Source organism: Tolumonas lignilytica, assembly GCF_000527035.1.
GTDB classification, from domain to species: domain Bacteria; phylum Pseudomonadota; class Gammaproteobacteria; order Enterobacterales; family Aeromonadaceae; genus Tolumonas; species Tolumonas lignilytica.
Map to the genome: position 1 here is coordinate 2,572,912 of NZ_AZUK01000001.1, position 21,615 is coordinate 2,594,526.

General features: G+C 49.6%; 18 protein-coding genes. 11 read left to right on the forward strand and 7 right to left on the reverse strand.

From position 1 onward, the window contains the following. The 5 genes from H027_RS0111945 (at position 1) to H027_RS0111965 (ending at position 6,516) form a co-directional block, all read left to right on the forward strand. Positions 1-1,917 (forward strand): transglycosylase SLT domain-containing protein, encoded by a 1,917-nt coding sequence (locus H027_RS0111945; protein WP_051448987.1) that lies wholly within the window; start codon positions 1-3, stop codon positions 1,915-1,917. A gap of 13 nt (positions 1,918-1,930) precedes the next feature. Further along, a complete protein-coding gene (locus H027_RS0111950; protein ID WP_024872691.1) occupies positions 1,931-2,746 on the forward strand; it encodes an NAD-dependent epimerase/dehydratase family protein in 816 nt (271 codons plus the stop codon). Further along, positions 2,743-3,579: an endonuclease/exonuclease/phosphatase family protein gene (locus tag H027_RS0111955; RefSeq protein ID WP_024872692.1), complete on the forward strand. Its 837-nt coding sequence runs from the start codon at positions 2,743-2,745 to the stop codon at positions 3,577-3,579. Before H027_RS0111950 ends, H027_RS0111955 begins: the two co-directional genes overlap by 4 nt. 114 nt (positions 3,580-3,693) lie before the next feature. Continuing rightward, a complete protein-coding gene (locus H027_RS0111960; RefSeq protein ID WP_024872693.1) occupies positions 3,694-6,018 on the forward strand; it encodes a YgiQ family radical SAM protein in 2,325 nt (774 codons plus the stop codon). A 42-nt stretch (positions 6,019-6,060) separates the two neighbouring features. Further along, entirely contained in the window at positions 6,061-6,516 is a 456-nt protein-coding gene (locus tag H027_RS0111965) for a DUF2059 domain-containing protein (RefSeq protein ID WP_081741494.1), read from the forward strand. Here the strand turns inward: H027_RS0111965 and H027_RS0111970 are convergent. Beyond that, entirely contained in the window at positions 6,499-8,259 is a 1,761-nt protein-coding gene (locus H027_RS0111970; protein WP_051448988.1) for a GGDEF domain-containing protein, read from the reverse strand. The two genes, H027_RS0111965 and H027_RS0111970, sit on opposite strands and share 18 nt — an antisense overlap. Positions 8,260-8,421: 162 nt before the next feature. On the opposite strand from H027_RS0111970, the gene H027_RS0111975 reads away from it, so the two are divergent. Continuing rightward, positions 8,422-8,904, forward strand: coding sequence for a CvpA family protein (locus H027_RS0111975; protein ID WP_024872696.1), 483 nt, complete (start codon positions 8,422-8,424; stop codon positions 8,902-8,904). Between the two features lie 27 nt (positions 8,905-8,931). Then, the gene (purF, locus tag H027_RS0111980) at positions 8,932-10,455 is read left to right on the forward strand and encodes an amidophosphoribosyltransferase (protein ID WP_024872697.1); all 1,524 of its coding nucleotides are present in this window, start codon (positions 8,932-8,934) and stop codon (positions 10,453-10,455) included. 36 nt (positions 10,456-10,491) lie between these two features. Here the strand turns inward: purF and cowN are convergent, their stop codons facing one another. The 3 genes from cowN to H027_RS0111995 form a co-directional block, all read right to left on the reverse strand. Beyond that, positions 10,492-10,806, reverse strand: coding sequence for a N(2)-fixation sustaining protein CowN (gene cowN / locus H027_RS0111985; RefSeq protein WP_024872698.1), 315 nt, complete (start codon positions 10,804-10,806; stop codon positions 10,492-10,494). A gap of 182 nt (positions 10,807-10,988) precedes the next feature. Next, the gene (locus H027_RS0111990) at positions 10,989-11,465 is read right to left on the reverse strand and encodes a Dps family protein (protein ID WP_024872699.1); all 477 of its coding nucleotides are present in this window, start codon (positions 11,463-11,465) and stop codon (positions 10,989-10,991) included. A gap of 190 nt (positions 11,466-11,655) precedes the next feature. Beyond that, a complete protein-coding gene (locus tag H027_RS0111995) occupies positions 11,656-12,069 on the reverse strand; it encodes a phosphate-starvation-inducible protein PsiE (RefSeq protein ID WP_024872700.1) in 414 nt (137 codons plus the stop codon). A 138-nt stretch (positions 12,070-12,207) separates the two neighbouring features. Between H027_RS0111995 and gntR the strand changes: the two genes are divergently transcribed. Next, a complete protein-coding gene (gene gntR, locus H027_RS0112000) occupies positions 12,208-13,248 on the forward strand; it encodes a gluconate operon transcriptional repressor GntR (protein ID WP_420804636.1) in 1,041 nt (346 codons plus the stop codon). A gap of 179 nt (positions 13,249-13,427) precedes the next feature. Here the strand turns inward: gntR and H027_RS0112005 are convergent, their stop codons facing one another. Genes H027_RS0112005 through H027_RS0112015 form a run of 3 tightly spaced genes read right to left on the reverse strand, consistent with a single transcriptional unit; the run spans position 13,428 to position 16,406 of the window. After that, positions 13,428-14,075, reverse strand: coding sequence for a bifunctional 4-hydroxy-2-oxoglutarate aldolase/2-dehydro-3-deoxy-phosphogluconate aldolase (locus H027_RS0112005; protein WP_024872702.1), 648 nt, complete (start codon positions 14,073-14,075; stop codon positions 13,428-13,430). A gap of 13 nt (positions 14,076-14,088) precedes the next feature. Continuing rightward, on the reverse strand, positions 14,089-15,894 hold the full coding sequence (gene edd / locus H027_RS0112010) for a phosphogluconate dehydratase (RefSeq protein ID WP_024872703.1): 1,806 nt from the start codon (positions 15,892-15,894) through the stop codon (positions 14,089-14,091). Next, positions 15,882-16,406 (reverse strand): gluconokinase, encoded by a 525-nt coding sequence (locus H027_RS0112015; RefSeq protein WP_024872704.1) that lies wholly within the window; start codon positions 16,404-16,406, stop codon positions 15,882-15,884. The genes edd and H027_RS0112015 overlap by 13 nt, the downstream gene beginning before the upstream one ends. 244 nt (positions 16,407-16,650) lie before the next feature. Here H027_RS0112015 and gntT point away from each other — a divergent pair, with 244 nt between their 5' ends. The 3 genes from gntT to H027_RS0112030 all read left to right on the forward strand — a co-directional run bounded on the left by gntT (position 16,651) and on the right by H027_RS0112030 (position 21,588). Further along, a complete protein-coding gene (gene gntT, locus H027_RS0112020; RefSeq protein ID WP_024872705.1) occupies positions 16,651-17,967 on the forward strand; it encodes a gluconate transporter in 1,317 nt (438 codons plus the stop codon). Positions 17,968-18,240: 273 nt separating this feature from the next. After that, positions 18,241-19,797: a TerC family protein gene (locus tag H027_RS0112025; RefSeq protein WP_024872706.1), complete on the forward strand. Its 1,557-nt coding sequence runs from the start codon at positions 18,241-18,243 to the stop codon at positions 19,795-19,797. Positions 19,798-19,815: 18 nt separating this feature from the next. Further along, on the forward strand, positions 19,816-21,588 hold the full coding sequence (locus H027_RS0112030) for a hypothetical protein (RefSeq protein WP_024872707.1): 1,773 nt from the start codon (positions 19,816-19,818) through the stop codon (positions 21,586-21,588). Positions 21,589-21,615 lie beyond the last annotated feature (27 nt).

A 21,615-nucleotide genomic window follows, 5' to 3' on the forward strand; every position in this document is an offset into this window, starting at 1 on the left:
ATGAATATGCGAATAGTGGTGCTGTTACTCAGCGGATTGATGGCATTCAATGTGATGGCATCATCATCGTTATCGGCTCAACGCGCCCGTTTTATGTCTGTTTCCCAGCAAGTTAAAGACGGTAAGTTCAATTCGCTGGCTTCAGCTAAAGAAGAACTCGCAGATTACCCTTTATTACCCTATCTGGATTACTACGCGCTTTCTTATCAGCCAGATATTAACCGTCTGGCTGAGGTGCAGCATTTTGTGGCGCAATATCCGCAAAGTTATCTGTCAAGCCGACTGACGGAGCGGTATGCCTATCTGTTGATGCAGAATAATATGTGGCATGAATATTTGCAGTTACAACCCGATGAGCCGCAATCCATGACGCTGCGCTGTGCCTGGCATATGGCGCAATACCAGACCGGACAAACAGATAAAGCCGTCAATTTTGCCCGCAGCATCTGGTTTTACGGCCATTCCCGACCTGCAACCTGTGATAGCTTATTCGCGCTATGGAAAGAGTCGGGTGGGGTTACTGAAGAAGATGTGTGGAAACGCATGGTCTTGGCATTCAAAGCCGATGACTTGCGTCTGATGAATCATCTGTTGCAACAGATGAGCAGCAGCAATGGTATTTACCAAGCCAGCAAGCTCATATCTGTTTATTCACAACCTGAAAAAGTGGAAACCCTGTTACCTGTTACCAGCGGAGCAAGAACGCGCGAAATTGCCAGCCTGGCATTACAGCGTTGGGCCGACAACAGTACGGAATCAGTGCTGGGGCGTTATCTCTCTATCAAGGCGCGTTATCAGTTAAGCGAATCAGATCTGGTGGCAGTCAAAACCCAGATTGCCCGTGACATGATGCTCGAACGCATTAAGACATCGCGTTCGTGGCTGGACAGTACATTATTGCAATTACGCAACAATGATTTGCTGGAGTTACGAGTGCGTCTTGCATTGGCTGAGATGGATTGGGCCGGAGTGAAGAAATGGATCAATCTGATGCCTCGGGCTGGCAGGGATGATATTCACTGGTCTTACTGGCTGGCACGGGCAGAACAACAGCTAGGCAATCAATCCCATGCCAAGGCCCTATTTCAGCAAGCGAGTTATGATCGCAGTTATTATGGTTTCATGGCGGCTGAACAAGCGGGGATGCCAATTCATATTACCGAAGACAATCTGCAACCCGAATACAATTGGAAAGAAGCTGTGCGTTTGTGGCCTGCCTTATCTCGCATCGAGGAATTGATTGCGCTGGATGAAACCGGAATGGCACGCAGCGAGTGGTTGTTCCTGCTAGATCAGGCCAATTATGACAATAAGCTGCAATTAGGGTTGGTGGCACAACAACGCGGCTGGGCACATTTAGGTATCCAGGCTAGTATTCGAGCCCGGGCTAAAAATGCATTGTCGTTACGCTTTCCAACCCCGAAACAAGCGGTGTTTAGCCGCTATGCCAAAGCACACGATGTGGACATGAGTCTGTTATATGCGTTAGCGCGTCAGGAAAGTGCCATGTATGAACGCGCGCAGTCACAAGTGGGGGCTTCAGGGTTAATGCAGTTAATGCCATCGACGGCAGCGCTCACAGCGAAAAAATTAGGTGAAACGCCACCGTCTCCACTGGCATTAACCAATGCGGATACCAACGTGCGTTTGGGCAGTGCCTACATCAAAGGATTACTGGATCAATACGATGGTAATCGGGTGTTGGCGACAGCAGCCTACAATGCTGGGCCGGGCCGGGTGAAAAAATGGCGGCAACAAAGTAGTGGGCAGCCTGTCGATTTGTGGGTAGAAAACATTCCATATCGAGAAACTCGGAATTACGTACAAAATGTTTTGGTTTACAGCGCGATCTATCAGGAACGTTTAAACCGGCCAATCAATTTTCTGACTGACAGTGAACGCCGACTACGCTATTAACCCCGGAGCCAGCATGGTGACTTGTGATATTTCCATTATTGGTCTCGGCTGGCTGGGATGGCCTTTAGCTAAACGCTTGGCAAGCGATGGTTTTCGGGTTCAGGGATCGGTCACCAGTGTGACCAAGCAACAGCAATTATCTGCGGAAGAAACGGATGTCGCGGTGGTTTGCTGGCAAGCAGGGGAGCAGACATCGCTGCCAGAGTCTTTGCTGGCGCCGATGATGATTATCACGATCCCGCCCGGAAAAACACCGCATTACGTTGCTACGCTGCAAAGACTGATCACACAGGCTAAGCAGTGTGGGGTCAGGCATCTGATCTATATCAGCTCAACATCAGTTTACGGCGGCAATGGTCATTGTAACGAATTATCCCCCTTGCAGCCTGAAACTACACAAGCAGAATCCTTGGTACAAGTCGAACAGTATGTGCAACAAGCTGGTTTCTCCTGTTGGCATATTCTGCGTCCTGCCGGATTGTTTGGCCCCGGACGCTATCCTGGCCGGTTTCTCAGCAGTAAAACGCTGGATGGCGGTGGGCGGGTTGTTAATCTGGTTCATCAAACCGATGTGATAGGCTGTATCAGGGCCTTATTGTCTTGTACCCAGAGTGATATCTTTAATCTGGCGGCGCCTACGCACCCAACGCGGGCTGCCTTTTATCATCAGGCTTGTCTGCTCGCAGGGTTACCCGAGCCGCACTTCAGTGATATGAATGATGATGGTCGCTGGATTGAAGCTGACAAAGTAGAACGAGCACTGAATTATCGTTATCAAATCACAGATCTTTTTCAGTGGTTACAACAGCATGCCGCAGGTGAGCAATGAAATTAGGTGTTTTAATCGGTGTCATTGCTGCTGTTTTTTTGAGTGGTTGCTTAGAGATCCCATCGCATGAAATCCTCTCCAGCAACAACGGAACTCGTTTAATCGAGCGTTGTCCGGATATCATCCCCAGTGTCAAACCAGCGGGGAGCGGTTTAAAATCGACCTTCCATGTCACTACCTGGAATTTACATAAATTTCAACGAGCCAACTGGCAAAAAGAATTAACGGTATGGTCGCAGCGCAGCGACGTGTTATTGCTTCAGGAAACCATGGGGCGTCCGGCATTTTCACAATTGTTGCAAAAAGCCCGTTTAAATTGGTTACAGTTGCAGACCTTTCAAGTGGAAGGAGAGACGACAGGGGTTTTAGCTGCAACAGCTAATCAGGCGTTATATGCGTGTTCCTTGAAGGACTTGGAACCGGTCAGTCGTTTGCCCAAGTCGATATTACTGACACTTTATCCGCTGGAGAACAGCCACTATCCGCTCTTGGTCGCGAATGTTCATGGTATCAATTTTGAACTGGGAATGGCGGCCTACATTCGCCAGATGACCCGGGTATTTCAAATTGCTAATCATTATCCCGGACCTGTGATTGTGGCGGGCGATTTTTCCAGTTGGGGTCATAGACGAGTTCATTATTTATCGAAACTGGCACAGTTAAACCGATTCGATGAGGCGTTGCCGTCGCCCGATCTGCGAGTCAGAGAGATCTCTGAACCCGTTGACCATATTTTTTATCGTAAACTCACTTTACGGCGTACAGAATCCCGATCAACCAATACCTCAAGTCACAACCCGTTATGGGCTGAGTTTTCGACGATACCGGATTAAGCACATCAGTTGTGATATCCTTGTGCTTAATGTGGTTAAAAAATAACCATCGCCAAGCTGCCTGACACGGGCTATAATCCGCCGCCATTTTTATCAGTGATGTAGAAAGCCATGATCCAACCAGAAACCTTACTCTTTGATTATCCAAAATATTGGGCTGAATGTTTTGGACCTGCACCTTTCCTGCCGATGTCTCGTGAAGAGATGGAGCAATTAGGCTGGGATAGTTGTGACATCATTGTGGTTTGTGGTGATGCCTATGTGGATCATCCTAGTTTCGGGATGGCGATTGTCGGTCGCTTTCTGGAAGCGCAGGGTTTCCGTGTCGGTCTGATTTGTCAGCCAGACTGGAACAGCAAAACAGATTTCATGAAGCTGGGCAAACCGAACCTGTTTTTCGGCGTCAGTGCCGGTAACATGGATTCGATGATCAATCGTTATACCGCTGATAAAAAATTACGCCATGACGATGCTTACACGCCGAATAACGAAGGGGGTAAGCGCCCGGATCGCGCCACGCTGGTTTATTCGCAACGCTGTAAAGAAGCGTATAAAGATGTGCCGGTTGTTCTGGGGGGCATTGAAGCGTCATTGCGTCGCATTGGTCACTATGATTACTGGTCAGAAACCATTCGCCGTTCCGTCTTGGTCGATGCCAAAGCGGATATTCTGGTATTTGGTAATGCGGAACGCCCATTGACAGAAATTGCGCACCGTTTTGCTCGTGGTGAGACGGTGGCAGAAATGCAGGATATCCGAGGTACGGCGGTAATGCGCAAAGGGCCGCTGCCGGAGTGGAAAGGGGTCGATTCTTCGCGTATCGATCAGATTGGTCATATCGATCCGATCCCGAATCCGTATATGGAAAATGCGCCCTGTGCCACCGATGCGGCACCGGTCGAGCCTGAAAAACCGAAAGCCATTATGGTGCAACCGCCCAAGCCGAAACCATGGGAAAAAACCTATGTGCTGCTGCCCTCTTATGAAAAGGTAAAAGCGGATCGGGTGTTGTATGCCCATACATCACGTATTCTGCATCACGAGACTAACCCGGGTTGTGCCCGTGCATTGCTGCAACAGCACGGGGATAAGACGGTATGGGTCAATCCACCGGCATTGCCACTGAACACGGAAGAAATGGACTGGATATTTGCACTGCCATTCCAGCGCGTGCCACACCCATCCTATAAAGGCGCAAAAATTCCCGCGTATGACATGATCAAAACCTCGGTCAATATCATGCGTGGTTGTTTTGGTGGTTGCTCATTCTGTTCCATCACTGAACACGAAGGGCGTCAGATCCAGAGTCGTTCGCATGAATCGATCCTTACGGAAATTGAAGAGATCCGCGACAAAGTGCCAGGTTTCACAGGCGTGATTTCCGATCTGGGTGGCCCAACCGCGAATATGTATAAACTGCGTTGTAAGAGCCCTCGCGCCGAAGAAACCTGTCGCCGTGCATCATGTGTATTCCCAAGCATCTGCCCGCATATGGATACCGATCATACCCCGACGATCGAACTTTACCGCAAGGCGCGTGATCTGAAAGGCATCAAGAAGATCCTGATCGCTTCTGGTGTACGTTACGATCTGGCGGTACAAGATCCACGTTATGTCAAAGAATTGGTGAAACACCACGTCGGTGGTTATCTGAAAATCGCGCCGGAACATACCGAGGAAGGCCCGTTATCGAAGATGATGAAGCCGGGTATGGGCAGTTATTACAAATTTAAAGAGCTGTTTGATAAGTATTCAAAAGAGGCTGGAAAAGAGCAGTTCCTGATCCCGTATTTTATTTCCGCGCATCCGGGCACCACCGATGAAGACATGGTGAACTTGGCCTTGTGGTTGAAGCAAAATAACTTCCGTCTGGATCAGGTGCAGAACTTTTATCCATCGCCTTTGGCAAATGCCACGACCATGTATTACACCGAGTTGGACCCGTTGCATAAGGTGGATTACAAATCGGATAAAATGTTTGTGGCGAAGGGTGAAATTCGTCGCCGTTTCCATAAAGCGGTGCTGCGTTATCATGATCCGGCTAATTGGCCTAAATTGCGCGAAGCATTTTTGGAGCGAGGCTGGGGCCATCTGATTGGCAAGGGGCCAGGCTGTCTGGTGCCGGAAGAAAGCAAAACACCGAGCCGTCAACGCAAATTGGCATCGTTCCAGAAAACCGGACAGGTTGCGTTAACCCGTCATTTGCCGATGGAACAACAAAGACGTAGCGCAGAAACGTCGCATAAAACAGAAACGCCACATAAAAAGGCTAAACCGGCGGGGGCGGCAAATTCCAAGCCAGCATCGGGTAAGAAGCCGGTGATGGCAAACCATGCCGCAGCAAAACCTGCCCAGACATCGAATGGCGGCAAACCTTCGCGGAATAAACCCGCCGCCAGCGGTAAACGTCCGCAAACTGGGGCTTCACGCCCGCGTTAACGGGCGTTATGCTAACAGTAGGTATTCATACAGGTCAGAATTATGAGTCAATGGATGTGCCGCCTGCTGTTGATTAGTATCGGTTTATTGTCGTCGTCTGTTTTTGCGGCAGAAGACAGTGCGTTAACCCTTGCCGATGTGATGGGGGGCAAGCAGCAATTTAATTTACTCAGTCATCAGGTGCTGAACAGGATGATCCGCCAGCAACCGGAATTAGCGCGCTATCAGTCGGTTGTTCAGCAATGGGGAAAAGAGAGTCTGACTTGGGAACGGATGCGAGTGGAATTGGCCCGATCATATCACAGCCATTTTTCCGAGCAGGAAATTCACGATTTTATCCTGTTTTTCCGTACTTCATCCGGACAGAAATACTTGCGTTATTCACCGCTGCTGCAGGAAGAAACGGTCAATATAGGCCAGCGCATTGCGCATGAACAGCAACCCCGGCTCATGCAAATGCTGCAACAGGCAAAGCAGAAATCACAGCCCAACCACTGATATTTCCGGTGCTGCCTCGGTTAACGTAAAGTCAAAACGCTGATTATCAAGACAGTAAAGATGGCCCGGTGTGCCTTTGGCCCGGTGTTTGGCGGTACTGAGCGATGTGCTGACCTGACTGGCGGTCAGTTGCAGATCCGGTGTATACGGGAATATACCCACCGACAGGTCGACCAGTGGAAACTTACGGGCGTTGCCGTCCCGATCTTTGCCGTAAATGCCATTATTGATAATGTCTTCGCTGCGATAGTAGTGCAGCCTTTGGCGACGAAACTCCGCCTGTAATGCCTTAATGGATGGGATCCATTCTTGCTGACGGAACAAAAGAATAAAATCATCGCCACCCAAGTGACCAATAAAATTGGTGGGTTGGCCGAAATACTGGCGCAGGAGGCGTGCGACCAGTTTAATCATCATATCGCCGCGCTCATAACCGCAAACATCGTTGTACGGTTTAAAATCATTCAGATCGCAATAAGCCAGCAGGAATGGTTTGTTTTCATTGAGCGCTTTTTCAATCGCGCGCTGGATCGGCACATTACCGGGCAGTAACGTGAGTGGATTTGCATAGCGAGCCATCGTCAGTTTGTATTGTGTCAGCTTGCGCATTAAATCACGCAAGCGTCCAAGCCCGAGGTATTTCCCTTCGTCGCAAATGATAAACCAGGCATCCAACTCTTCCTGTTCTTCGTGCTCAACCAGTTGCTGGCTTACTTTCAGCAGCGATTGATGAACATCGACAATGATAGGTTTATCCATCAATTTGCTGATCTGGCTTCTGGCATATAACGAATGACCAAAGGGTTCAGCAAAATGACTCATCAGGCTATGTCGTTTTAATATTCCCAACGGCATCGCATTTTGGTCTAACACCGGGAAACAGTGGATCTCCGGATGTTGCTTGAATAATTCCATGGCCGCGATCCCTGTAATATCGGGATCTATGCTGGGCACATGCACGAGTAAATCTTGCAACGGAGCTGTCGGATGAGGATCTGTAGCATGGTCAACCAGCAATTCGGCGGGGAAGGGCGACGGGATCGCTGCGGGTTTTCCAAACAGATAACCCTGGCAGTAACGAATGCCGATGTCACAGGCAACCAGATATTCTTCTTTGCGTTCAACGCCTTCCAGAATCATATTGCAACCCAGTTTCCCGGCCAGATCACAAAGGCTGGCGACAAACTGACGCTTGGTGGCATCGTTATCAATATTCGCCGCGAAGTAAATATCCAGCTTCACAAAATCCGGCCGGAGCTCCGACCAGAGTCTTAAGCCTGAATTGCCAGCACCCAAATCATCAATAGCCACCATGAAACCTTGCTCTTTCAAGGCGTGAACCATGCGGATGATGTCATCACCCGATGCGGCTGGGTGGTGTTCGGTCAGTTCAATCACCACCAGAAAAGGCGACATGCCGGCTTCCCGGGTCGCTTGTAGCAGCGGTTCTGTTCCGAGGGTCAGCAATACCGAAGGTGAAATATTCACAAACAACTTGCCATTCAGTTGCTGGGCAACAAAACGTTGCATTGCCAGTGACATGCAAAGCAGTTCTAATTCCGCCTGTTTTTTTTCAATCTCGGCATGTCGGAACAGTTCCAGCGGCGAATGCAGCAGGCTGTCAGAAGGGCCTCGGCTGAGTGCTTCATATCCGAGAACACAGCGTTGCAGATTATCAAAAATAGGTTGAAACAGCGTTTGTATCTGAGACTGGGCCAAAATGGCATCTAATTCTGTCGTCACGATAACCATTCCGCATAAAGATTGAATAGTGTGATGCCGGTCATGCTAGCCTGCTCGTGTGACATTTTTATTGCTGCTTTTCACTGCTCCATATTTTGCAAGCAATGCCTGGGTCTCTCTGATAAAATGCGCGTCAGTTTTTGGTGTACGCAGGGAGCTCATGTGGTCTGGATTGATTATGCAATCATGGCGGTGATTGGTTTTTCATCCCTGATCAGTTTGATTCGCGGTTTCGTTAAAGAAGCCCTTTCTCTGGTAACTTGGTTTGCCGCATTCTTTGTTGCTAGTCGCTTTTTTGGTGATCTGGCCGTCTACTTCACTTCTGTTTCCGACAGCATGATTCGAAATGGTATCGCCATCGCCGCGTTGTTTATTGCAACGTTGATCGTGGGCTCCATCGTGAATTATGTGGTCAGTGTTTTGGTGAATAAAACAGGTTTGTCTGGGACGGATCGCGTGTTGGGGGTCTGTTTCGGTGCTATTCGTGGCGTATTAATTGTAAGTGCGTTGCTGTTTTTTATGGATACTTTTACCAGTGCACACGATGCACTTTGGTGGAAACAATCCATACTTATTCCAGAATTTGGTGTGGTGGTGAAGTGGTTCTTTGAATTCATGAAACACTCATCAAGTTTTATTAAGTGATTATTGGCATTTCGAGGAAGAAAAGAGATGTGTGGTATTGTCGGCATTGTTGGCACCAGTCCTGTCAACCAGGCCTTATATGATTCACTGACGGTGTTACAACACCGCGGGCAGGACGCCGCAGGGATCGTGACTATCAGCGATAACATGTTCAAGCAGCGTAAAGCCAATGGTCTCGTTAAAGACGTGTTTGAAACACGTCATATGCAACGTCTGAAAGGCAATATCGGTATTGGCCACGTTCGTTATCCAACCGCAGGCAGCTCCAGCGCGGCAGAAGCACAACCATTCTATGTAAACTCGCCATTCGGTATTGCATTGGCTCACAACGGTAACCTGACCAATGCCAAAGAATTGCGAGAACTGCAGATGCTGCAGACGCGTCGACACATCAATACCACCTCTGATTCTGAAGTTTTATTGAACACGTTCGCGTATGAACTCGACAAGACAGAAGGTACTGAACTGTCTGCTGTTGAAATTTTTGAAGCTGTCAGCCGTGTGCATTCCCAGATCCGCGGTGCCTATGCGGTGGTCGCTGTCATCATCGGCCACGGCTTACTGGCGTTCCGCGATCCGAATGGTATTCGTCCATTGGTCTTGGGTCGTCGCAAATCCGAAGACGTCGCGGGTCGCTATGAATATATGGTGGCTTCCGAAAGCGTAGCGCTCGATGTTCAGGGTTTTGAAGTCATGCGCGATGTGGCACCTGGTGAAGCGGTGTATATCTCAGCGGCGGGTGAACTGTTTACCCAGCAGTGTGCCAGTGCCAATCATTGCCCATGTATCTTTGAATATGTTTATTTTGCCCGTCCGGATTCATTCATTGATAAAGTGTCTGTCTACGCTGCACGTGTGCATATGGGGCAGAAACTGGGTGCGAAAATCGCGCGTGAATGGAAAGATCTGGATATCGATGTCGTGATCCCGATCCCTGAAACATCGTGCGATATCGCGCTGGAAATCGCCCAGATCCTAGGTAAACCATACCGTCAGGGCTTTGTGAAAAACCGCTACATCGGTCGTACTTTCATCATGCCGGGCCAGACGCAGCGGAAAAAATCAGTACGCAATAAACTGAATGCCATCTCTTCCGAGTTTAAAGGCAAACGCGTACTGCTAGTGGATGACTCGATCGTGCGTGGTACCACCTCAGCTCAGATCGTTGATATGGCACGTGAAGCTGGTGCTGAGAAAGTTTACTTTGCCTCAGCCGCACCAGAAATTCGTTATCCGAATGTCTATGGCATCGACATGCCGGTTGCCAGCGAATTGATCGCCTATGGCCGTGAAGTGAATGAAATTTGTCAGTTGATCCGAGCGGATGGTCTGATTTTTCAGGATCTGGCTGATTTGGAAGCGGCGGTTCGTGAATGTAATCCGGAGATTAAGCAATTTGAAACCTCCGTATTCAATGGTAAATATATTACCGGCGACATCAATGACACCTACCTCTCTTATCTGAACAATTTGCGTAACGATGATGCCAAAGCAGATCGGGAGTGGAGTGAATCTACAGCCGATTTAGAGTTATATAACGGCGAAAATTAATCGCTGATCAGAGCCCCGATTCGGGGCTCTGTCGTTTCAGCAGCACTCGATTTCAACCACATCCAACAACGCCAACGCAATATCATCTTCATAGAGTTCAAACAGTTCTCTGATTTGATTCAGATTACTGTGGATCAGAAACAAGTCATCGGGTTTCGGGCCACTGCCACCTTCTGCCTTTTGTTTGAAATATTCCCAGAACTTATTCGTTTTGTTGGGATCATCAATGTGTTTACGGATGAGCGTCATCAGTTGTCGCGCATTGCCATCACAATCAATGTCGTCAAACGTTACATAGCGATCGGGGGTGGTGGATGGTGTCTTTTTCTTCTGTTTACAACTGCAGGGCATAAGATCACTCCTTGGATAAGGGTAAGAAGGAATCGCCAGCCAGAATGAAATTGTCTTGGATCGGAGAAAATGGAACAAAAAGGACAATTTAACTATTACAAAAGGATGCTGGCACCAGATTACTCATTTGCTCTGCGTAAACTGTGCCAGCCAGATCATATTACCTGTGTTCTCAGTGACGATCACTCAAGCAGACTGCGTAACATCCAGGCAGTTTTCTCGTGCAATTGAATGCGCTGGGTCAAGAGGTCGGCAGAGGCTTCATCACCTGCTTTTTCAATTAAAGGGAACAGTGAACGGGCGGTGCGCACGACGGCTTCCTGACCGGCGACCAGATTTTTAATCATCTCTTGCGCCTTCGGTACACCATCGTCTTCCTGGATGACAGTCAGTTTTGCAAACTCTTTATAGGTGCCCGGTGCATAGACACCTAATGCACGGATGCGCTCTGCGATTAAATCCACGGCAAGTGACAACTCGGTATATTGTGTTTCAAACATCAGATGCAGCGTGTTGAACATCGGACCAGTGACGTTCCAGTGATAGTAATGGGTTTTCAAATATAAGGTGTAGCTGTCTGCGAGAAAACGGGATAGACCGGCTGCAATTTCCAAGCGGTCATTTTCAGAAATACCGATATCAATAGGTTGATGTGACATGATGCGCTCCTTGGTTTTATTTGATTTTCCGAGACATACAGGGGTATCCCTGAGCTATGTCTAAATAGTAGGCATAAAGTATGGGCATATCCAATCGGAAAAACAGAATACTTTGATAGGTTTAACTTATTGATTGGCGGGGATGAGATAACCGTTTGTGTCTCTTAACGGCTACCTCATCAGTGGTCAGTTAGAACTCAGAATCTTTGTCTTTGCTATCTGATTCGTAAGGGAATTTGACATGGCCATAACGGATCACCAGCACGGTGATGGCGAGCAGGAAGGCACTGGCGGAAACGCCTACCAATTGCCAGGCATCCATCGATTTCATATCCAGGATCAGATAACGGGCGAGGGCGACAATGGCGATATAGAGCGGGATGCGGATTGGCATTTTCCCTGACTCCAGATACATGGATACCATCGCCAAGACTTCAAGATAGATAAACATCAACAGTAAATCAGCCAGTGCGACCTTCTGGTCATAAATCATGGTGATCACTTGGGTGCCGATGGCAAAGATACTTGCAATAGCAATGATCATTAATCCGATATGCTGTGCACTTTCCAAGATGTTTTTTATTAAATCATTAATTTTTTGCATATAAGGCCCTAGGTCATATCTGTGCTGCCGATCACAATATAAACACAATAAATCAAAATTGTTACTTTTTTGTAACATTTCGGGGCGGCAGGCCAAGGATTTTCAGCAATTTAATGGTAGCTGAAGGCAGAGTTTGTTATGTTACAAGTAACATTTAATGAATTGGATAATAAAAACATGAGCACCAAACCCCGTCGTCCAACGTTACAGGATGTGGCCGACCGAGTTGGGATCACCAAAATGACGGTCAGTCGGTATTTAAAAGATCCGGCTCTGGTTTCGTCTGCAGTTCAAGAAAAAATAGCTGTCGCGCTGGATGAACTGGGTTATATACCAAACCGGGCGCCAGACCTGTTATCCAATGCAAAAAGCAAGGCCATAGGTGTTTTGTTACCATCACTGACGAACCAGGTTTTCGCTGAGGTGATCCGTGGTGTGGAAGCGGTAACTGATCCTGCCGGATATCAAACGATGCTTGCGCACTACGGCTATAGTGCCGAGGTTGAACAAGAGCGTATCGCCTCGTTGCTTTCTTATCATGTCGACGGATTGATCCTCTCGGAAAGCCATCATACGGAACGCACGTTGCGCATGATCCAGACGGCGGGCGTGCCGGTGATTGAAATTATGGATTCCCGTTCTCCAGCTATTGAACAGGCGGTTGGGTTTGATAACGCGGCGGCCAGTTATGCCATGACGGAGCTGATGCTACAGAAAGGCTATCGCCGGATTGTCTATTTCGGTGCCCGGATGGATGCGCGCACCAAACTGAAAATGGACGGTTATGCGGCCGCGATGCAGGCGCATGGCCTGGAGCCGATCAATATGGCGACTGATACGGCGTCGTCATTTTCACTTGGTGCTAAATTGCTGCAGGAAGCGCGTCAGCGTTATCCGGATATGGATGGCGTGATTTGTACCAACGATGACTTGGCGGTCGGTGCAGTGTTTGAATGTCAGCGTCAGGGCATAAAAATACCTGAACAGATTGGGATTGCTGGTTTCCATGGCCATGATATTGGTCAGGCGATGGTGCCGAAACTGGCCAGTGTCATTACCCCGCGCGAAGCGATCGGCAAGATTGCAGCCGAGCAGTTATTAGCCCGGATTAATGGTTCGGTATTAACTGAGCCAGTGATTGACCTAGGATTTGAACTGTCGGCTGGGCAGAGTATTTAGTTTTTGTGTTTGTTTAACGCCAGTTATAGGTAATAAAACACGGACGCGCTGTAAATCCATCCATGGACGCTTAGGCGGCGGCATCCTTGCCGCCGACGGTCCGCTTATTTATTGCCTACAACTGTCTTCACTTCGGCGTCGTATCACTTCCGGCTATCTTTAGACCCAAACTTGATAGCCTATTTTTTCAGGCCATTAATCAGCGCTATCGCTTCGGCTGATAGCTGAGTAATGCCATCCCAATCACCGGCTTTGACCTTATCAGCCGGGATCATCCAAGAACCACCTACGGTCGCTACACATTTCAGTGCCAGATAAGCCGCGACATTTTTCGGGCTGATACCGCCAGTCGGGCAGAATTTTACTTGTGCCAGTGGTGCCGAAATAGCGGCTAATGCAGGAGCACCGCCATTGGCTTCTGCCGGGAAGAATTTCAGATGGGTATAACCCATCGCCAGTGCGGTCATGATTTCCGAAGGCGTGCTGACCCCCGGAATTAATGGAACGGCATTGGCGGCAGCATGCGCCAGTAATTGATCGGTAAAGCCGGGAGAGATGATAAATTGGGCTCCTGCTGCCACGGCCTGATCATATTGTTGCGGGTTCAGAATGGTGCCGGCACCGACCAATGCATTGGGCATCGCTTCACGAATGGCTCGGATGGCATCCAGTGCAGCCGGAGTACGCAGCGTGATTTCAAAGACGCTGATGCCGCCAGCGGCCAGTGCGCGAGCCATAGGAACAGCATCTGCCACTTTATCGATCACCATGACCGGTACAACCGGTGAAGCGGCAAATACGGTTTCAGGAGACAAAGTCCAGTTCATGTCGTAATCCTTATCAATCATTATCAGAAAATAAAATGGAAGCACCTTGTTCGGCACTGGTGACAATATGGCGGAAGGCACCAAACAGTTCGCGACCCAGTCCAAAATGCTGTGCTTTCAGGTTACTACGTGCCAGTGGCCGCTGACGAATATCGTCCAATACATGCAATGTGCCTTTGGTGGCATCGAGCCGGATCCGGTCACCGGTTTGCAGTTGTGCCAGCGGGCCGCCCTTGGCGGCTTCCGGGGTCACATGAATGGCGGCCGGGATCTTTCCGGAGGCACCGGACAATCGGCCATCGGTAACCAGCGCCACTTTGTGACCGGCTTTTTGCAGGTTGCCCAGTATCGGCATCAGTTTGTGCAATTCAGGCATGCCGTTGGCGGCAGGACCGTTGAAGCGCACGACAATGATGGCATCCCGGTTTAGCTCACCCGCCTTATAGGCTTTTTCGACATCATGCTGTGAATCAAAAACCACCGCTTCGGCATCGATGTAGTGATACTGTTCGGCGACGGCGCTCACTTTGATGACACAACGTCCGAGATTACCTGACAGCACTTTGAGACCACCCGATTGATTAAAGACGCTCTCGTTATCGGATAATACAGTCGGATCTTGGGTTGTGGTGACTGGAGTCCAGGTCAGCCGGCCGTTATCCAGCGATGGATGCTGCAGATAATCCTGCATGTTGCCGGTCAGCGGTGTGGCATCCATGTGCAACAAACCGCGATTGGCCAGCCCACGCAACAACAACGGCACACCACCTGCCTGATGGAAGGCATTAATATCGGCTGGGCCATTCGGATAAACCTTGGCCAATAGTGGTACCACATCTGACAGGTCGCGGAAATCATCCCAGGTCAGTATCAGGCCAGCGGCTCGGGCGACGGCCACCATATGCATGGTATGGTTGGTACTGCCGCCAGAAGCCAGTAAGGCGACCAGACCATTCACCAGTGATTTTTCATCGACCATCTGCGATAACGGACGGTAATTGGTCGAGCCAGCCACCAAACTTGGTAACAGAGTTGATACTTCATCGGTCAGGGCGTGGCGCAATTCTGAGTCAGGAGACACAAAAGCTGAACCCGGCAGCATCAATCCCATCGCTTCAAATACCAACTGGTTGGTATTGGCGGTGCCATAAAAGGTGCAGGTGCCGGGGCTGTGATAGGCCTGATTTTCCATTTCCTGCAGAGCGGATTTATCGAGTTCGCCAGCCGCATATTTCTGTCGGATACGCACTTTTTCATCGTTACTGATACCGGTGTTCATGGGGCCGGCAGGGACAAAGGCGGTCGGTAAATGACCGAATGCGAGCGCCCCAATAAGTTGACCGGGGGCGATCTTGTCGCAGATCCCCAGCAACAAGGTCGCATCGAAAGCATTGTGGCTCAGTGAAACAGCCGTCGCCTGGGCGATCACATCGCGCGAAAACAGCGACAGATCCATGCCGGGCTGACCTTGCGTAACGCCATCACACATGGCGGGAACACCACCTGCAACCTGAGCACTGTGACCTTCTGCGGCAAGCACCGCTTTAATTTGATCGGGGTAGTGCTGATAGGGCTGATGGGCACTCAACATATCATTGTAGGCGGTCACAATTGCGACGTTGACGCGGGTCATGTCCATCAGTGTGTTTTTCTGGGCATGTGAACAGGCGGCTAAGACATGGGCCAGATTGCCGCAAGCCAGCGTGCCCCGGGGGCGGCCAGCCGCCGCTTGTGCCTGCATTCGAGCCAGATAGTCGGCTCGCAATGCAGCGCTGCGTTCACGAATACGTTCAGTTACTTGAGTGATCACTGGGTGCATGTTTCTTCCCCTTGTAATGCGGCCACACAGCGGTTGACCACAGTGGTTAAATCGCCATCAATACTGACATGTAACACATCAGATTCTTGTTCAGTCGGGACTTCTAACGCTTCAAACTGGCTTTTCAATAAGCCTGTTGGCATGAAATGTCCGGCTCGTGCTTTCATTCGGGCGGCAATCAGCTCATAACTACCGTGCAGATAGATAAAATGCAGAGTTGGGTTGCCTTCACGCAGACGATCACGGTAACGGCGCTTCAATGCCGAACAAACGATGATGCCGGTTTCGTTTTTGTGGCACAGACTATATGCGGCATCGCTGATGCGCTCTAGCCAAGGTGCCCGATCATCATCGTTCAACGGGGAACCGCCGGCCATTTTCTGGATGTTGGCGCGAGGGTGAAGATCGTCTCCATCAATAAATTTTGCATTCAAGGCTTTGCTTAACGCTGCGCCAACGGATGATTTACCGCAACCTGATACACCCATCAGAATAATGCTGTGTCCTGCCATAATTTGACCTCAGTCCCAAAATTGATCTTTGTCCGTGGAAGATGGTTGTACCTTACCATGTTACCGGTATCATGTTACCGGTAACAAAGAGATTTGTGAAGCGCGCCACAAATTGCATTTGAACCGTCACCTAAAGAGAGACAACTATGTTTGCAGATACCGACATTATGCCAATATCGCCGCCGCCATGCATCCTGAGCTCGATTTCAGTGTGTATCTTCCGCGCTTTTACAGGAGTTTAGTCATGCCAATAATTATTGTTGCGCTCGGAGTCGCCTTGTTACTCCTGCTGATGTTACGTTTTAAACTCAATGGATTTTTGGCTCTGCTACTGGTGGCGCTGGCCGTAGGGCTGATGGAGGGCATGCCGATTGCCAAAGTGATGGCTTCGGTTAAAAACGGGGTCGGAGGAACACTGGGCAGTCTGGCGCTGGTATTAGCATTTGGTGCCATGCTGGGCAAACTGATGGCCGATTGTGGTGGTGCGCAACGCATTGCGACAACATTGATCGCCTGGTTTGGCGTAAAACGCATTCAGTGGGCGGTGGTGCTTACCGGATTTGTGGTCGGATTTGCACTATTTTATGAGGTTGGCTTTGTGCTGATGATCCCGCTGGTCTTCACCATTGCGGCATCAGCGCGTATTCCTTTGCTTTATATCGGGGTGCCGATGGCGGCTGCACTGTCAGTGACGCATGGTTTCCTGCCGCCACACCCTGGTCCGACAGCGATTGCGGCAGTGTATGGCGCTGATATGGGTAAGACGCTGTTATACGGAATTATTCTGGCAGTTCCTACCGTGATTATTGCAGGCCCGATGTTTGCGATGACGCTGAAGAAAATGGATAAACCTATTCCAGCCGGTTTATATAATCCGAAAGTTTTTACTGAGGAAGAGATGCCGGGTTTTGGCGTGAGCGTTTTTACCGCACTGGTCCCGGTTATTCTGATGGCGGTGCAGGCGATTGCCAAGATGACCCTGCCAGCCAGTTCTGCCATTCTGGGTTATACCGGCTTTTTCGGTGACCCGGTCATCGCGACCATGTTGTCCGTGCTGATTGCCATTTTCACATTTGGTCTGCATCGCGGCAAAGAGATGAAAGAGGTGATGGGAACCATCTCTGAGTCTATCAGTGCGATTGCGATGATTATTCTGGTCATCGGTGGTGGTGGTGCGTTTAAACAGGTACTGGTCGATAGTGGCGTGGACAAATATATCGCGGCCATGATGCATGCCAGCGGGGTATCGCCCATCATTCTGGCTTGGGGCGTCGCGGCTGTGCTGCGTTTGGCGCTGGGTTCAGCCACGGTGGCGGCGATGACCACCGCCGGTATTGTGGCGCCTATCATTGCCACGACAGGGGTTAGCCCGGAGTTAATGGTGATTGCTACCGGAGCGGGCAGTGTGATTTTCTCGCACGTTAATGATCCGGGTTTCTGGATTTTCAAAGAGTATTTCAACCTGTCGATCCCTGAAACGTTTAAATCTTGGTCGATTCTGGAAACGCTGATTGCGATTTGTGGACTGGCCGGAACGCTGTTACTCAGTCATATGATTTGATTTGTAGGATTTTGAGGGCATCCGCTAGCGGATGCCCTTTCTCTTGCTTGACCCGGAACGGTTCTATCAATACGCTAGTGTCGTCTGGTTAACCAATGAGGCCCTCTATGGACGATAGCAGTCGTCACTCGGACTACTATTCAGCTAATTTCTGTTTTTTTTATTCTTTCCCCATCGATTCAGATCATCCAGCTATATCGATTGAATTTTTATCGACTTGCGATCATCAATTCGTAAAACGGAATGCGTACTCTATCGGGTCGGAGGCGCAACATGTTTGAATGGATGCTTGACCCCACCGTGTGGCTGGGGTTATTGACACTGGTTGTACTGGAAATCGTACTCGGTATCGACAATTTATTATTTATAGCCATTCTGGCTGAAAAATTACCACCGGAACAACGTGATAAAGCCCGTTATTACGGTCTGGCCATGGCGCTGTTAATGCGCTTCGTATTGCTGGCTGGGTTATCACACATGGTGAGTTTTACCCAGCCACTGTTTACGCTGCTAGCGATACCGCTTTCGGGCCGGGATTTGATTTTGCTAACCGGGGGCTTTTTCCTGCTGTTTAAGGCGACCCGTGAATTGCATGGCCGGATTGAAGGTGTCATCCACAGTGATGATCAGAAAAATGTGTATCTGGGTTTTTGGGTTGTTGTAACACAAATCGTCGTGTTGGATGCGGTCTTCTCGCTGGACGCCGTGATCACGGCGGTAGGCATGTCCGACCATCTGGTCGTGATGATGGTTGCGGTGACAATTGCCATCCTGATCATGATGTGGGCCAGCAAACCGCTGACACTGTTCATCAACCGCCATCCGACCTTAGTGATCCTCTGCCTTGGCTTCCTGTTGATGATCGGCTTCAGTCTGATGGCCGATGGTCTGGGTTTCCACGTTCCCAAAGGCTATCTCTATGCCGCCATTGGTTTCTCGATCCTGATTGAATTCTTTAATCAACTGGCCCGGGCTAATCAGGAAAAACTGTTTAAAGGCAAGCTGCGCCGTCGCGAACGTACCGCTGAAATGGTCATGAGTTTGCTGGGGGCGAAACAAGAACAGCTTCAGCATCAGAATGAGGATCAGGAGCATATCTCGCAGAAACCGGAAGCTGTGTTCAGCGAAGAAGAAAAAGACATGGTATCGCGGGTATTACAACTGTCGTCATTACCGATCCGGGCTGTCATGACGGTACGCCGTGATATCGAAATGTTGGATCTCACCGCGCCTTACCAGGATATTTTACAACTGCTGGCGCAGACACCACATTCGAGACTGGTAGCGACCCGGGACAATAATCGCGATGCACCACTGGGTATCATTCGCAAGCGTGATGTATTGGCGCAACTGCTGGAAGATAAAAGCCTGCGGGTGGAATCGCTGATCCAGCCGGCGCTGTGTTTACCGGAAACGATCTCTGTGCTGAATGCTCTGGAACAATTCCGTCAGGCAAAAAACTATCTGGCCTTTGTGGTCGATGAGTTTGGTAATTTTGAAGGGCTGGTTTCTATCCGCGATATTATGGAGGAGATCGCCGGTAAGTTGCCGGAAACGGGTGAAGAAGAATCAGAATATGTCATGCTGGCACCGGGTAGTTTCCGGGTGAGTGGTGATATGTTGTTAAGTGATCTGCAGCGGGAGCTGGCATTCCCGGCGGCGGCAACGGAACATTATCATACTCTGGCGGGTTGGTTGCTGGAGTGGCTACAACGGTTACCCATTATTGATGAAGTCATCGAATACGAGGGCTGGCAGATCACGGTGACAGATATTCGTGCACACCGGATTGAGTCGGTCTGGCTGACGCGTCAACAATCAGAAGAATAACCATAAATTGGAATCATGATGACGAAATTGACACAACGCTGGCAACAAGTCAGTCAATATCTGGCTGATGGGCGAGATACGCTGCTGGCAGTAGAAACGGCGCTGCAACAGAAAGATAACTGTGGGAACTGGTTGAGCTGGCTGCTGCCTTCACTCTTGGGCTTACTGTTTGTGCTGCAAAACCCGTTACTGTACGGCATGGCCCCCGCCTACGATGCCTCGTTATTTGCCACGATGGGAAAAATGTGGGCCGACGGCGGTGTGCTGTATCGAGACATGATTGATATCAAGGGGCCCGTGATTTTCCTGCTGGATGCCATCGGCTATGCTGCGGGCGGTTTTCAGGGGATCTGGTTACTGGAAACCATTTTGCTGATCTGGGGGCTGAATGCACTCTACCGGACGTTGGCATTATGGGGCGTTGCGCCATTAAGCCGGCTGGCGGGGATGCTGGCTTGGTTGTGCTTGTATGCCTACCGTTATTACTACGGCAACATGACCGAAGACTATACCTTCTGTCTCGGGCTGATTGCGCAATATTACTTTGTTCGCATGTTGCTGGCGGTGCATTTCCGCTGGCAGGATGCGCTGATCCCGGCGTTTACCTTTGGCCTGATTGCCATGCTGCGCATGAACAATGCCGCCATGTGGTGTGGCTACTATTTTGCACTGTTTGTCTATTGGCTATGGCAACGACGCTGGCAGGATGCCGTGAAGCTGACAATCAGTGGCATTGTCGGATTAATGATCGTGGTGCTGCCATTATTGGCCTATTTTATTTGGCACGGCGTGCTGAAAGATTTCTGGTTCTATTCGTTCGGAATTTTCTTTGGTAACAGCTATGGTAATGGCCATTCGCTGATGGTCGGTTTCCTTGGCTTAGCCAGAACCGGGTTACTGTTACTGCTGCCCGTATTGATTGCACTGGTTTGGCAACAGCGAACAGAAAGTGGAACGCAGCGGCCATGGGGTGCCTTAGTAGCAACACAGCTAGCAGGAATCATCATGGGGATCGTGGCCAATTCGGTTTCCGGACATACGTATGAACATTATGAGATCCTGTTTTTTACCTCGGCTATTTTGATCCTGCCGATGGTGATTCAGGTTGCTCGCAGTGGGGGAATGGCAGGGCAGATCGGACATCAGCGGATGCAGCAGGCTGGCATCGTGACCTTGTTGCTGCTGGTAGGTTATATATTGGCCCAGCATATCATTTTTACCTGGTCGCGCTTCGAGTCACCGATCCCTAAACTGAGTCATGAGCTGACGGTGAGTTTGGCTGCCAGTATCATCGTTACCATGGTGGTAGTTGGCGGCTGGCTGATGAGTCGTGGTCGTCAGCTTTATTTACCGGCCATGTCATTACTGGTGGTACTGAGCGTTCTCATGCTGGTGTTGCCGCTGGAGCGAGGCTTGATCAAAGGTCGTCCGTTTGATGATGTGTCGGCACAAATGGTCAATTACATTAAGGCGAATAGCAGCTACAACGACCTGATCTGGGTGGATGGGGTCGTTCCGCAATATTATGTCTGGACGGAACGCCGACCTGCGTCTTCTTATCTTTTCTTTGATAATGTCACGCCGCCCTATGATGTGCGCACGCGTATGGTTGACGATCTGAAGCGTAATAAACCGAAGTTTATCATCGTCAAATTGACACGAATGGAAACGGTGATGGGAGGGAAAGATAAAGACAGTACCCCGTCTTTTATCAATTATTACCGCTACATCACGGAAGCCTATCAACCGGTGTCTGCTGATTTGCCGCGGCTCTATCAACTTAAACCATGATGAATAGATAAAACAAAACGGCCCTTT